12 protein-coding genes are annotated in these 13,407 nt (G+C 74.2%); 6 read left to right on the top strand and 6 right to left on the bottom strand.

Going from position 1 to position 13,407, the window contains the following annotated elements:
- Positions 1–144: 144 nt before the first annotated feature.
- From ACGF4C_RS30740 to ACGF4C_RS30720, 5 genes are all read right to left on the bottom strand, one after another.
- Positions 145–594 carry a hypothetical protein gene (locus tag ACGF4C_RS30740; protein ID WP_393570572.1) on the bottom strand — a complete coding sequence of 150 codons (450 nt, stop codon included), beginning with the start codon at positions 592–594 and terminating at the stop codon, positions 145–147.
- A gap of 64 nt (positions 595–658) precedes the next feature.
- A complete protein-coding gene (locus ACGF4C_RS30735; protein WP_393570570.1) occupies positions 659–1,324 on the bottom strand; it encodes a CatB-related O-acetyltransferase in 666 nt (221 codons plus the stop codon).
- 84 nt (positions 1,325–1,408) lie between these two features.
- Positions 1,409–2,284, bottom strand: coding sequence for an alpha/beta fold hydrolase (locus ACGF4C_RS30730; protein ID WP_201803710.1), 876 nt, complete (start codon positions 2,282–2,284; stop codon positions 1,409–1,411).
- A gap of 43 nt (positions 2,285–2,327) precedes the next feature.
- A complete protein-coding gene (locus ACGF4C_RS30725; protein ID WP_393570567.1) occupies positions 2,328–3,536 on the bottom strand; it encodes a beta-ketoacyl-[acyl-carrier-protein] synthase family protein in 1,209 nt (402 codons plus the stop codon).
- Positions 3,537–3,613: 77 nt separating this feature from the next.
- The gene (locus tag ACGF4C_RS30720; RefSeq protein WP_030414316.1) at positions 3,614–3,844 is read right to left on the bottom strand and encodes an acyl carrier protein; all 231 of its coding nucleotides are present in this window, start codon (positions 3,842–3,844) and stop codon (positions 3,614–3,616) included.
- Positions 3,845–4,123: 279 nt separating this feature from the next.
- Between ACGF4C_RS30720 and ACGF4C_RS30715 the strand changes: the two genes are divergently transcribed.
- The 3 genes from ACGF4C_RS30715 to ACGF4C_RS30705 all read left to right on the top strand — a co-directional run bounded on the left by ACGF4C_RS30715 (position 4,124) and on the right by ACGF4C_RS30705 (position 8,117).
- Positions 4,124–4,762, top strand: a complete 639-nt coding sequence (locus tag ACGF4C_RS30715) for a SurA N-terminal domain-containing protein (protein ID WP_393570564.1) — start codon at positions 4,124–4,126, stop codon at positions 4,760–4,762.
- A gap of 72 nt (positions 4,763–4,834) precedes the next feature.
- Positions 4,835–5,848, top strand: a complete 1,014-nt coding sequence (locus ACGF4C_RS30710; protein WP_393570562.1) for a nucleoside triphosphate pyrophosphohydrolase — start codon at positions 4,835–4,837, stop codon at positions 5,846–5,848.
- Between the two features lie 34 nt (positions 5,849–5,882).
- Positions 5,883–8,117 carry a tetratricopeptide repeat protein gene (locus ACGF4C_RS30705; RefSeq protein ID WP_393570560.1) on the top strand — a complete coding sequence of 745 codons (2,235 nt, stop codon included), beginning with the start codon at positions 5,883–5,885 and terminating at the stop codon, positions 8,115–8,117.
- Between the two features lie 163 nt (positions 8,118–8,280).
- Here the strand turns inward: ACGF4C_RS30705 and ACGF4C_RS30700 are convergent, their stop codons facing one another.
- Positions 8,281–9,561 (bottom strand): MFS transporter, encoded by a 1,281-nt coding sequence (locus ACGF4C_RS30700; RefSeq protein ID WP_393570558.1) that lies wholly within the window; start codon positions 9,559–9,561, stop codon positions 8,281–8,283.
- Between the two features lie 168 nt (positions 9,562–9,729).
- On the opposite strand from ACGF4C_RS30700, the gene ACGF4C_RS30695 reads away from it, so the two are divergent.
- The 3 genes from ACGF4C_RS30695 to ACGF4C_RS30685 all read left to right on the top strand — a co-directional run bounded on the left by ACGF4C_RS30695 (position 9,730) and on the right by ACGF4C_RS30685 (position 13,326).
- On the top strand, positions 9,730–10,611 hold the full coding sequence (locus tag ACGF4C_RS30695) for a LysR family transcriptional regulator (RefSeq protein ID WP_393570556.1): 882 nt from the start codon (positions 9,730–9,732) through the stop codon (positions 10,609–10,611).
- A 77-nt stretch (positions 10,612–10,688) separates the two neighbouring features.
- Positions 10,689–12,032: a cytochrome P450 gene (locus ACGF4C_RS30690; RefSeq protein ID WP_393570554.1), complete on the top strand. Its 1,344-nt coding sequence runs from the start codon at positions 10,689–10,691 to the stop codon at positions 12,030–12,032.
- Positions 12,033–12,282: 250 nt separating this feature from the next.
- Positions 12,283–13,326: a transglycosylase family protein gene (locus ACGF4C_RS30685; RefSeq protein ID WP_393570552.1), complete on the top strand. Its 1,044-nt coding sequence runs from the start codon at positions 12,283–12,285 to the stop codon at positions 13,324–13,326.
- Positions 13,327–13,407: the final 81 nt, after the last annotated feature.

The following is a 13,407-nucleotide window of genomic DNA, read 5'->3' as shown; positions in this document are numbered from 1 at the left end:
GCAGCCTGCATCTGGCACAACTGGGCCACTGGCGCCAAGATCAAACGATCCCTGATCGCCTTCGACCACTGAGAACATCGGACTCATTCATCTAGGGGCGCACGTCGAGGGCGCTCGTGGTGGAGTCCGCCGTGAGGGCGCCCGCTACGGGCATATCCAGCAGTAGAGGTGCTGCCCGCGGCTGACGGCGCGCCTCGCCAGCGCGGCGAGGCCGGTCAGGAAGCGGGCCAGGGAGTCCGGGTCGGGCGGGGTGAAGAAGTCGCCGGCGGCGGCCCAGCCCTGGGCGACGTCGGGCAGCAGCGCGGCGTCGAAGGAGGCCAGGGCGTCGCGGAAGTCGTCGGTGAGGGTGACCGCGACCACCTCGCCCCCGCCGCGCACGGGTATCAGGGAGCACCGGCGGGGCGTGGTCAGCAGCGCCTTCGCCGCGGTGCCCGTGATGAGGGACTCGGCGAGCAGCAGGTCGTCCGCCGGATCGACGCCCTTGACGACCAGTTCGTCGTCGTCACCTCCGGTCGGCCGGTCGCCGTCCCGGAGCACGGCCCGGGCGGCCTCTTCGTCGTCGGCGGCGGCGTAATAGCCGTAGAGCACTCCCATACGTCGAGCATGGCAGCCGCCACTGACAACCGGCCCACCGACAACCGGCTCCGCCCGGCGCGGGCTACGGCTTCGGGGCCGCCGCCTCCAGCGCGTCGACGGTGCCCGACATGACCGTGCGCAGATGCGCGGTGAGGTGGTCGACCGGCCAGTCCCACCAGGCCAGGTCCAGGAGGCGGGCGATGTCCGCGGCGTCGTAGCGGTGGCGGATGACGCGGGCCGGATTGCCGCCGACGATCGCGTAGTCGGGGACGTCGTCGACGACCACCGAGCCGGCCGCGACGACCGCGCCGTGGCCGATCCGGACGCCGGCCATCACCATCGACCGGTGGCCGAACCAGACGTCGTTGCCGACCACCGTGTCACCGCGCCCCGGCAACCCCGTGATCAGGTCGAAGTGCTCGCTCCACGAGCCGCCCATGATGGGGAACGGGAAGGTCGACGGGCCGTCCATGCGGTGGTTGGCGCCGTTCATCAGGAACCGCACGCCCTCGCCCAGCGCGCAGAACTTCCCGATGACCAGCCTCTCCGGCCCGTAGTGGTAGAGGACGTTGCGGGTCTCGAACGCGGTCGGGTCGTCCGGGTCGTCGTAGTACGTGAAGTCGCCGACCTCGATCAGCGGCGACGTGACCAGCGGCTTCAGCAGGACGACCCGGGGCTGTTCCGGCATCGGGTGGAGAACGGTCGGATCGGCGGGCACACCGGTGGGACCATCGGGGACAGCGGTCATGGACATCACTCCTCGGACGACTTCTCACGCGATTCCTCGCGCGGGCCATGATCGCTGGCTTCGGTGCCGGGCGCCCGTGAGTTTTCAGAGTCCGGCCGGCTCGCAGGTGACCAGGTAGTCCGCGGTGTCCAGGGGCTGATCGGTGAAGAACCTGACGACCAGGTCGACCACCGCCTGGGCGCGTTCGAGGGCGACCCAGTGGTCGGACTCGGCGATGGTCAAAAAGTGGCTGTCCTCGATGGTGGCCGCGAACTCCCGCTGCTTCTCGGGCGAGGACACCGTGTCGTGCTCACCGCAGAAGACCAGCGCGGGCACCCCGGTCAGCCCGCCCGAGGGGTTGAGCTCCTCGGTGGCCGAGCGGTCCAGGACCGTGAAGCCGTGCGGGATGTGCGTGACGGCATGCATGATCAGGCGCTTGACGTAGCGGTGCACCAGCTTGCGGTGGCGTACGAAGCGGCTCTCGTCCTGGCACAGCCACAGTTTCAGCGCCAGGTCGACGAACTCCTCCGGCTCACCGGCCGCCATCCGGGCCGCGGCCTGCCGCCACAACGACAGCTGGGCGTGGGTGATGTGCGCCGGCACGCCGCCGAGCAGCAGCCGCGCGATCCGGTGCGGCCGGCGCTGCGCGAAGGCGAAGGCGATCGCCGAACCGAACGAGTACCCGAAGAGGTTGACCCGGGCCACCCCGAGGTCGTCGAGGACGTGCTCGACCGCCCGGCACATGGTCGCGAGGCCCTGGTCGGGGCGGAGCGGATCGGCGTTGCCGGAGCCCGGCAGGTCGATGGTGATCAGGCTCGCCAGCGGCGACACCGGCTCGTCGAGGTGCTGCCAGCCGTATTTGTCCTGCAGCGCGCCGCCCAGCACCAGCACCGGTTCGGTCCGGGGCGCCGGCTGCCGCACCAGCCGGTAGGAGTAGGACAGCCCGTCCACCCTCAGGGCGTGGACCGCTTCGTTGCTCATGCGTCTCCTTCGCGTGGGTGCCACGCCGGGACCGGCGGTGGGCTCACCCGCGGCTGACGACCAGGGCGGCGTTGTGCCCGCCGAACCCCAGTGAGGTCTTCACCGCGCAGTCCAGCCGCGCCGGCCGGGCTTCCTTGGCCACCACCTCGACGGGGATGTCGGGGTCGGGCGACACGAGGTTCGCCGTCGGCGGCACCAGCTGGTGCTGCACCGCCAGCACGGTGAACGCGGTCTCGATGGCGCCGGCCGCGCCGAGGGTGTGGCCGGTCATGGCTTTGGTCGAGGTGACCAGGGGGTGTTCGCCGAGCACCCGGCGCAGCATGGTGCCCTCGATCAGATCGTTGAGGACCGTCGAGGTGCCGTGCGCGTTGACGTGCCCGATGTCGGCCGGGTCCGCGCCGGCGTCGGCCAGCGCGGCGCGCAGCGCGCGTTCCGCGCCGGCACCGTCGGGATGCGGGGCGACCGGGGCGTAGGCGTCGTTGGACGAGCCGTAGCCGGTGATCTCGGCCCTGATCCGGGCGCCCCGGGCCCGGGCGTGCTCGGGCCGCTCCAGGACGAGCAGCCCGGCCCCCTCGCCCAGCACGAAGCCGTCCCGGTCGGCGTCGAACGGGCGGCAGGCCGCGGCCGGGTCGTCCCGCCGGGTGGAGAGGCCCTTCATCTTGCACATGCTCGCCACCAGCAGCCGGGAGCAGGCCGATTCGGCGCCGCCGGCGAGGGCGATGTCGCACATGCCGGCCCGCAGCAGCTGACGGGCCAGGCCGATGGCGTCGGTACCGGAGGCGCAGGTGGTGTTCACCGCGAGGCTCGGACCGCGGGCGGCCAGATCGCGGCAGACGCTCGCTGCGGCGCTGTTGCCGGTGGTGAGCGCGGCCAGCACGGGGGAGACCCGGCGCGGCCCGCGCTCCAGGAGGACGGTGTGCTGCTCGTCGTAGGCGGGGAGCCCGCCGTTGGCGGTCCCGATGAGGACCGCGACCCGGTCGCCGTCCCACCCGGCGGGGTCCAGCCCGGCGTCGGCCACGGCCTCGCGGGCGGCCAGCACCGCCAGTTGGGAGAAACGGTCCATCAGGCGGCGGGAGGCGACGTCCAGAGCCTGGTCGACGTCCAGGCCGTCGACCAGGTACATGAAGTCCGTGGGCAGGTCCTGCAGTTCGGCCGGCCGGCGCACCCCGGACGGTGTGGTGGCGCGGGTGATCTCCCGCCAACTTGCGTCCGACCCGGCGCCGGCGGCGGTCAGCATGCCCAGACCGGTCACGGCAGCCGCGTACGGCTGCTGCGCGGGGCCGGTCGCGCAACCGCCCGGGACCGGGCGGGGCTCCCGGCCCGGGCGGCTCACGCGGCCGCCACGTGCACGGCCGCCAGCAGCTGGCCGTAACTGTCCCGGGGCGTCAGCTCGACGTCCTCCAGATCCACCTGGAGACCGTCCTCGATGAGCAGCCGCAGCTCCTCCAGCGCCAGCGAGTCGACCCCCAGCTTCCGCAACGGGACCTCCGGATTCACGGAGAGGGGATCCACCCCGAATTTCGTCGTCAACAGGGTCCGCACCTGTTCCGCGATGTCCACTCCAGCCACCTTTCTCACCGGTTGGGGCCCGCCGGACTATGGGGACAACGCCACAGACGCCCGTTGAGTCACGCCACGCCCGGCGTTCGTGCGGTGCGCCGTGCGGGGCGGGCCGCAGACCGTCCGGATCGGCCGGGCGGCCGGGCGGGGCCGGGTGCGGGGCGCAGAAACCGACCAGGGCGCAGATCGTTGGCCGAAGCAGTGGCCTGGGCCACGCCGACTTCATAGCATCGATCACTCAAGGTCGAGACTCCGTCGCACGATCTGCCGGGAGGCCATGTGTTCCGCCGTAGGACAGCGCTCTCCGTATCCGCCACCGCCGCTCTGCTGGCCGCGACACCGCTGCTCACCGCCTGCGGGGGCCAGGCGCACCCCGGTGCCGCCGCCATCGTGGACGGCAAGCGGATCACCGTCGCCCAGCTGCAGGCGAAGGTCCGGGACGTACGGGCCGCGCAGGCCAGGTCCCCGCAGGGCGGCCAGCTGATCACGAACACCGGCCGGCTCAGCCTGGCCACGCTCAACGGCATGATCTTCGACGAGGTGCTGGCGCGCGGCGCGAAGGACGCCGGGGTGACGGTCAGCCGCAAGGACGTCCAGGCGTGGCGCGGCAAGGCCGAGAAGCAGGCCGGCGGGGCCGAGCGGCTGCAGGCGATGTGGCTGCAGCAGGGCATCGCCCCCGACGAGGTCGACGGCACGGTCCGCAACCAGCTGCTGCTCGACGGAATCGCCCGGCACCTCGGCGCGGACCGTGGCAAGCCGCAGGGCCAGCAGAAGCTGGCCCGGTCGCTGGCCCGGACGTCCCGGTCGATGGGGATCGACGTCAATCCGCGCTTCGGCAAGTGGGACGACCGGCAGGTCATCCTCGGCGAGACCAAGGACCCGTGGATCGCCGCCGCCCCGGTGCGGCAGCAGACCTGATCCGGGCGGGCGGCGGCGCGGGCGCCGGGCGGTGCCGGTGGGGTTGTCGGTGGGGTGCGTTACGTTCGATGGGTGAACGCTGACGCCTCCGCCGCCGACGCCGGCGCCGCCGCCCGCCCCGAGGGCCCCGGCACCGGACGCCTGGTCCTGCTCACCACCAGCCACCGGGTCGCCCCCGGGCTGCTGTCCTGGCCCGCGTGGGAGGTCCTGCGCGCCGCCGAGCGGGTGCTGTGCGCCGATCCGGACCATCCGCAGCTGCCGTATCTGCGCGAGGCCGGGATCGCGGTGGAGACCGCCGCCCCGACCGCCCGTGAGCTGGTCGACTACTGCGTCCCCGAGGACCGTACGGCCGTCGTGCTGACCTCGGCGGAGGGCGAGAGCGCGCTCACCGACGGACTCGCCCGGCTGGCCGGCTCCGGCCGCGAGACCATGCCCGACCTGGAGCTGCTGCCCGGCTCGTACGACCTGCCCGGCGCCCGGCTGCTCGACCTCGTCCAGGTCATGGACCAGATCCGCGCCGAGTGCCCCTGGAGCAGCATCCGGACCCACCAGGACCTCGCCAAGTACGGCCTGGAGGAGGCGTACGAGATGGTCGAGGCCATCGAGGCCGGTGACCGGGTCGAGCTGCGCGAGGAGCTGGGGGACGTGCTCCTCCAGGTCGTCTTCCACGCCCGGATCGCCCAGGACGACCCGGAGGAGCCGTTCTCCATCGACGACGTGGCGGGCACGATCGTGGAGAAGCTGATCCACCGCCATCCGCATGTCTTCGGGGAGGCCGAGGCGGCGACCCCGGAGGACGTCAAGGCGCACTGGATACGCACCAAGGCCGTCGAGAAGCAGCGCGGATCGGTGACCGAGGGCGTGCCGCTGGCCCAGCCCGGCCTGGCCCTGGCGGCGAAGCTGGCGTCGCGGGTGCGCACGGCGGGCCTGGACGTGCCGCTGCCGGCCGGCCGGGGCATCGGGTACGAGCTCCTGGCCATGGCGCTCCGCGCCGAGGCGGAGGGCACCGACCCGGAGGCGGCGCTCCGCGCGGCGGCCCGCGCCTACCGCGACGCGGTGCTGGCGGCGGAGGGCGGCACCCCTTAGTACCGTTGGTGCAGGGCGTGTTGAGGGGGCGGGCGTGGAAGCGGAGTTGGCGGCGCTGGCGAGCGTGGGGGCGAGCGCAGTGGTGCAGGCCATGGCGACGGACGCCTGGGCCGACGCCCGGCTGAGGGTCGCGGAGCTTTTCCGGCGGGCGGCGGCCGATGCCCCGTCCGAGGCCGCGCACGACACCTCGGACACCCCGTACGAGGCGGCGCACGACACCCCTCACGAGGCCGCGCACGGGACGGAGGCCGCTGCGCCGCCGCGGCCGGCGGACGAGCCGTCCACCGGTACGGCCCCGGAGCCGCCGGAGCCGCCGGAGTCGCCGGAGGAAGCCACCGCGCGCTGGCAGGCCAGTCTGCGCGGCCTGCTGGAGCAGCACCCCGAGGCCGCGGGCGAACTCCGGGCGCTCTGCGAGGAGTTGTCCGACGCTTCGGCCGGCCGGCCCGCCCCCCGGGTGCGTAACTCCGTCACCGGCGGCAGCGCGGGCCACCTCATCCAGGCGGAGACCATCAACTCCCTGACGTTCCAGGCCAGTTCGTTCCCCGCCGCGCTGCCCGACCCCGACGGCTGGCCGCGGGCCGAGGACGTCGACCCGGTCGCCCTGGGCGTGCGCCCCACACACCGGATCCCGGCCCTCCCGCCGCTGCCGCCGTATGTCCTCCGGGACCGCGACGACACCCTCATCGCCGCGGTCACCCGGGCCCGGGAGGCCGGCGGCCTGGTGCTGGTGCTCGGGGAACCGTTCGCCGGCAAGTCGCGTACCGCCCTGGAGGCGATGGCCCAAGGGCTCGCCGGATTCCGGGTGTTCGCGCCCGCGCGCGGCGCGGACCTGCGCGGGCTGCCCGCCCTGTTACAGGGCCGCCCGGGCCGGTACGTCCTCTGGCTGGACGACCTCGACGGGCACCTCGGCGACGCCGCCGGCGGGGGCGGAGGAGGCGGCCTGGAGCCACGGCTGCTGTCCCAGCTCACCGCGCTGGGCGTGACCGTGCTCGCCACGATGCGCGAGGACGCCTACGACGAGCACCGGCACACCCCGCACGGCCGGGTACTGGACCTGGCGACCGTCATCGAGCTGGCCCGCGAGTGGAGCCCGGCCGAGCGGGCGCGGCTGGCGCACCGCGCCGGACGGACGGGCGACCCGCGGCTGGTCGACGCGCTCTGTTCCAGCGGCCCGGAAGGCGTGGCCGCCTATCTGACGCTCGGGCCGCTGCTCTGGGACGAGTGGTGGCGGGCCCGCCGCGCCGACCGCCACCCGCGCGGCCACGCCCTGGTCCGGGCCGCCCTCGACCTGGCCCGCTGCGGTCTGCGGGGCCCGTTGCCGATGGACCTGCTGGTCAAGGCGCACGAGGGCTATGCGGACGTGACCGGTATGGACCGGGAGGCGGTGCCGGACGCCCAGGCCTGGGCGAGGGAACGGCGCCACGGCCTGCTGCGGTTCCTGGTGCGCGGCACCGGTGACACCTGGCGGGTCGCCCCCTTCCTGCTGGAGGCGGCCGAGCGGCACGAGACCCTGCCGCCGGTGGACGGCCGGATCTGGCGCTTCGCCCTGGCGGTGGCGCGGACGGACGACACGTACGACTACCCGGCCATCGCGGCCGCCGCACGCGAGGCGTTCCGGCGGGCCGCCGAGGCGGGCGACGGCACGGCGCTGCACAACCTCGGGTTGGTGGCCGAGTCGCTGGGGGAGCGGGCGGAGGCCGAGGAGTGGTTCCGGCGCGCGGCGGATGCGGGGCGTCCGGAGTCCGCGGGGCGGCTGGGCCGGATGCTGGCCGACCGGGGCGAGGGCAAGGCCGCCGAACCGTACCTGGAGCTCGCCGCGGAGGCGGGGGACGCGGAGGCGGCCACGCTGCTGGGGAAGCTGCTGCGGGAGCGGGCGGAGCGCTGGCTGGGCGTCGGGAAGGAGGGCGGGAGCGTGGAGGCGGCGTATCTGTGGGGTGATCTGCGGCTGGCCGCCGGGGACGACAACGGCGCCTTCGGGAGCTACTACGACGCGATCCGGGCCGGTTGCGCCGAGGCCGCGGGGCGCTGGGCGAGCATGCTCCTGCTGTGGAACGACCGCGGAACCGCCGAGGTGTGGTTGCGGCGCGCGGCGGACTCCGGCGACGAGCAGGCGGCGCAGCGGCTGCGCGACCACTTCGATGCGGTGTCGCCCGTGGACAGCACCGACCTGGAACTCCAGGAGGATGCGGAGGAGGGCAGCGCCCTCGCCGCCGCCAACCTCGGCATCTTCCTGGAGTGCCGGGACCGTCCGGAAGAAGCCCGCCCCTAGTACGAGAAGGCCTACGAATCCGGCGACCCCCACGGCGCCTTCCGCCTGGCCGAGCTGCACAAGAAGGCCGGCGAGCCCGCCGAGGCCCGGGCCTGGTACCGCAAGGCCGCCGCCCTGGGTCACCCCGGTGCCGAGCGGGCCCTCCGCGAAGAGGGCGGCACCATCATCGTGTGACCGGTACCGTCACCGCGGCCGGCTCCTGCTCCCGCCCCGCCCCGGCCGGCCGGGCACGGCGGCGCGCCAGCCGGTCCAGCAGCCACACCGCCACCGCGGCCGCCGCCAGCCCGGCCCCCATGGCGCACACCCAGGCCCAGCCCCCGGCGGACCACACCACCGAGGTCAGTGCCGAGCCGACCGCGCCGCCCGCGAAGTAGCTGGTCATGTAGGCGGAGTTGAGGCGGTTACGGGCCTCGGGGCGGACGCCGTAGATCAGGTTCTGGTTGCTGACGTGCATGCCCTGGGCGGCGAGGTCCAGCACGATCACCCCGGCCAGCAGCGCCGCCAGCGACCAGGTGCCGCCCGCGCCGCCCAGCGCCAGCAGCCCCCAGGACCCGAGCAGCAGGAACGCCGCGGCGCCGGCGACGTGGTGGACCCGTCCGCGGTCCGCCAGCCGGCCGGCGGCGGAGGCGGAGAGCGAGCCGGCCGCGCCGACCAGCCCCAGCAGACCGATGGCGGACTCCTGCCAGCCGTAGGCCGGCCCCGACATCAGGAACGCCAGCGCCGTCCACAGCGCGCTGAAGCCCGCGAAGGTCAGCGCGCCCAGCACCGCCCGCCACCGCAGCACCGGCTCCTGGGCGAACAGCGCGAGGGTGGAGCGCAGCAGCGCCGGATAGCGCAGCCCGGCCGTGGTGCGCAGGGCCGGCAGCCGGAGTCGCAGCAGGACGGCCATCAGCGCCATCAGCCCGGCGTTGACCCAGTACGCGGTGCGCCAGCCGCCCAGCTCGGCGAGGGTCCCGGAGGCCGTACGGGCGAGCAGGATGCCCAGCAGCAGACCGGTCATGAGGGTGCCGACGGTCCGGCCGCGCTCCTCGGGGGCGGCGAGGGTGGCCGCGTACGGCATGACGACCTGCGCCGCGACCGAGGCCAGGCCGGTCAGCGCGGTGCCGGTGAGCAGCAGGGCGGCGTTGGTCGCGCTCGCCGTCACGGTGAGGAAGACGGCGGTCGCCGCGCACAGTGCGACGGCCAGCCGCCGCCGCTCCACCAGGTCCCCGAGCGGAACGAGCAGCAGCAGCCCGAGGCCGTAGCCGATCTGTGCGACGGTCACCACCAGCGCGGCGGTGGACGCCGAAAGCCCCAGGTCATGGCCGATGACATCGAGCAGCGGCTGGGCGAAGTAGTTGCCCGCGACGGACAGACCGGTGGCGACGGACATCAGCAGCAGCGTGCCGCGGCCCAGCCGTCCCGGTCGGCCCTGCGCGGAGCGATGTGCGTCCTCGGCTGTCATACCTGACCTCCCCGTTCGTGCCCGCGGCCACCGTGGCGGCGGGCTTCACCCAGCGTCGGGCAGCCGGCACCGATGAGTCCAACACATCGTTTTCATCGGACCCATCTCCAATCACGATTGATCTCGGATGACGATCGGCTGCTCCCGCCGGTGGCAGGATCGGTGGGCATGGAGCTCCAGCAGATGCGCTATGTCGTGGCGGTGGCCGAAACGGGCGGGTTCACCCGGGCCGCCGAGCGGTGCCACGTCGTGCAGTCGGCCCTCAGCCACCAGATCGCCCGGCTGGAGAAGGAGCTCGGGGCGCGGCTCTTCGACCGGACCAGCCGCAGCGTCCGGCTGACCGCCGCCGGCGAGGCCTTCGTCCCCGTCGCGCGGCAGGCGCTGGCGGCGGCCGAGCGGGCCCGGGCCGAGGTGGCGGCGGCGACCGGGGAGGTGCGCGGCCGGCTGGCGGTGGGCGCGATCTCGACCGTGGCGGCCGTCGATCTCGCCCGGGAGCTGGGCGATTTCCGCCAGCGCTATCCGCAGGTGCGGGTCGGCCTGCAGATGGAGATGAGCGATCCGCTCATCGAGAAGGTGCGGGAGGGGACGCTGGACGTCGCCTTCGTCGGGCTGGTGCCCGCCGCCCGGCCGTCCGGCGTACGGGAGCGGGTGCTGGCCCGCGGCGAGCTGGTGGCCGTCGTGCCGCCGGGGCATGCACTGGCGGGGCGGGAGTGGACGACGCTGGCGCGGCTGGCGCGGGAGACCTTCGTGGACTTCACGGCGGGTTCGGCGGCCCGGCGCCAGCGCGACGAGGCGTTCCGGGCGGCCGGGCTGTCGTCGGAGGTGTCCTTCGAGGTGACCACGGTGGAGTTCCTGGCGAAGCTGGTGCGGGCGGGGCTGGGCATCGGCATGGTCCCGGAGGCCATCGCCGCCGAGCTGTCCGGGCTGCACATCGTGCGGGCGCGGCCGGCGCCGGAACGTACGGAACGGGTGGTGTGGAGCGCCCTGGGGCCGTCACCGGCGGCGGTGGCCTTTCTGGAGGGGCTGGGAGTCGATCCGGGCACGTCCTGAGGGGGACCACCGGGTGCCCCGGGGCGGGGCCGGCCGTCCGTGCGCCGGGCGTCCCCCGGGGCGGTTACGGTCAGAGGGTGCACGACAAGCCCCACCCCACCCCTACGGACCCCACGCCCGCCGACAGCGCTCCGGACCGCCCCGCCGGCTGCCCGGCGAACCGGCCGGTCCCGCCCGCGCCCGCGCTGTTCACCTGGGAGTTCGCGTCCGATCCGTATCCGGCGTACGCCTGGCTGCGGGAGTACGCGCCGGTGCACCGCACGGCGCTGCCCAGCGGGGTCGAGGCATGGCTGGTGACCCGCTACACCGAGGCGCGGCAGGCGCTGGCCGACGCCCGGCTCTCCAAGAACCCGGTGCACCACAGCGAGTCCGCGCACGGCAAGGGCAAGGTCGGCATCCCGGGCGAGCGCAGCGCCAACCTGATGACGCATCTGCTCAACATCGACCCGCCGGACCACACCCGGCTGCGCCGGCTGGTCAGCAAGGCGTTCACACCCCGTCGGGTCGCCGAGTTCGCGCCCCGGGTGCAGGAGCTGACCGATCACCTCATCGACGGGTTCGCCGGCCGCGGCGAGGCCGATCTGATCCACGAGTTCGCGTTCCCGCTGCCGATCTACGCGATCTGTGACCTGCTGGGCGTGCCGCGCGAGGACCAGGACGACTTCCGGGACTGGGCGGGCATGATGATCCGGCACGGGGGAGGGCCGCGGGGCGGGGTCGCGCGCTCGGTGAAGAAGATGCGCGGCTATCTCGCCGAGCTGATCCACCGCAAGCGGGAGGCGCTGCCGGCCGGGCCGACGCCCGGCGAGGACCTGATCTCCGGGCTGATCCGGGCCTCGGACCACGGTGAGCACCTCACCGAGAACGAGGCCGCCGCGATGGCGTTCATCCTGCTCTTCGCCGGTTTCGAGACCACCGTCAACCTCATCGGCAACGGCATCCACGCCCTGCTGGGCCACCCCGCCCAGCGCGAGCTGCTGCAGAAGTCGCTGGCGGCGGGCGACACCGGGCTGCTGACCACCGGCGTTGAGGAGCTGCTCCGCTTCGACGGCCCCGTGGAGCTGGCGACCTGGCGGTTCGCCACCGAGGAGCTGACCCTCGGCGGGCAGCGGATCGCCGAGGGCGACCCCGTCCTGGTCGTCCTGGCCGCCGCCGACCGCGACCCGGCACGCTTCCCCGAGCCGGACGTGCTCGACCTGACCCGGCGTGACAATCAGCATCTGGGCTACGGGCACGGCATCCACTACTGCCTGGGCGCCCCGCTCGCCCGGCTCGAAGGGCAGACCGCGCTCGCCACGCTGCTGACCCGGCTTCCGGACATCCGGCTTGCGGTGGAACCGGGCGAATTGCGCTGGCGCGGCGGTCTCATCATGCGCGGACTGCGGTCGCTGCCCGTGGAGTTCGCGCCCGAGCGGCCCTGACCAGCGGCGGAGGCCGATGGTGACAGAGCGTCAGGACGTGACCTGCGCGTGATCTCCGCTACACCGACTTGTGACTACCCGTGACCCCGGCTACCTTTCGATCCACGATCGACGGCTCCTCGAACACACTGCCGAGGAAGCCGCTGGATCGCGACAACTCAACCGCCGCGCGAAAGGCATCCGCATGCGTTCCGGGAACGGCCGACACCGTCGCCCCCGTCAAGCACCGGCCATCTTTGTCACGGCGGGAGTGACCGGTTCGGCACTCGCACTGCCCCTGCTCTCCGCCAGTGGCGCGCACGCCGCCGACACCGCGACCTGGGACCGGGTCGCCCAGTGCGAGAGCGGCGGCATCTGGAGCTCGGACACCGGCAACGGCTTCTACGGGGGCCTCCAGCTCACCCAGGACATGTGGGACCGGCACGGCGGCGGGGCCTACGCCTCACGGCCCGACCTCGCCAGCCGCGCCCAGCAGATCGCGGTGGCCGAGACGATCCTCGACGACCTCGGCCCGGACGCCTGGCCGAGCTGTGCGGTGAACGCCGGCCTGACGAAGGACGGCCGGGCGCCGCAGGTCGACCCGGGCGGCACCAGCGCCCCGATACCCGACCCCTCGGACGACGACGGCTCCACCGGCTCCACCGGGATGCACGACGGGACGGCCGACAACCCCGGTGGCGATGCGGGTGACGAGCCGGCCGGTGACGAGCCGTCGCAGACCACGCCGTCCCCGTCCACTCCCGCCCCCTCGGACTCCGCCGGCACCGGCGAATCGTCCCCCGGCCCCGACCGGACCTCCGGTTCGTCCGGGCCGTCCGGCGACGCGACACCCGGCGACCGGGGCGAGGACCCGTCCGGCACCCCCGGCCCCTCCGACGACGGCAGCGGCACGGGCAACGGCAGCGGCACGGACGACGGCAGCGGCCCGGGCTCCGCGGACGGCACGGCCTCCGACGGGCCGCAGGACGGGTCGCAGGGCGGTACGGGGACGGACGGCGTGCCGGGCGGTTCGGGCCGGCACCGTGGCGGCGCGGACCCGGGCGAGGACGACGGCACCGGCCGGACGGCCGGCGGGCGGCACGCCTCGCGCGGTGACGACGCGCACCGGACACCCCCGGCGGGCGGCGACGGGTACACCGTGCAGCCGGGTGACAGCCTGTCAGCGATCGCCCAGGCGCACCGGCTGCCGGGTGGCTGGCCGGCGCTCTACGACCGCAACGAGGACGTCGTCGGCTCCGACGCGGACCTGATCCAACCAGGTCAGCAGCTCGATCTCGGGCAGTCCGCGGGGTAGTTCGCCGGATTCGGCCCGCTTTGGCGAAAGTGAGACAAGCGTCTCGTTGTGGGGCGGTGGGCCCCGAAGGGTCCACCGCCG

This window comes from Streptomyces sp. NPDC048197, assembly GCF_043202395.1.
Classification (GTDB): domain Bacteria; phylum Actinomycetota; class Actinomycetes; order Streptomycetales; family Streptomycetaceae; genus Streptomyces; species Streptomyces siderophoricus.
This window is presented reverse-complemented; position numbering and strand designations above follow the sequence as displayed.

Excerpts from the sequence above, each read along its gene's own strand:
- ACGF4C_RS30740 (WP_393570572.1), bottom strand. The coding sequence starts at position 594 with ATGGGAGTGCTCTACGGCTATTACGCCGCCGCCGACGACGAAGAGGCC.
- ACGF4C_RS30730 (WP_201803710.1), bottom strand. The coding sequence starts at position 2,284 with ATGAGCAACGAAGCGGTCCACGCCCTGAGGGTGGACGGGCTGTCCTAC.
- ACGF4C_RS30695 (WP_393570556.1), top strand. The coding sequence starts at position 9,730 with ATGGAGCTCCAGCAGATGCGCTATGTCGTGGCGGTGGCCGAAACGGGC.
- ACGF4C_RS30700 (WP_393570558.1), bottom strand. The coding sequence starts at position 9,561 with ATGACAGCCGAGGACGCACATCGCTCCGCGCAGGGCCGACCGGGACGG.
- ACGF4C_RS30735 (WP_393570570.1), bottom strand. The coding sequence starts at position 1,324 with ATGACCGCTGTCCCCGATGGTCCCACCGGTGTGCCCGCCGATCCGACC.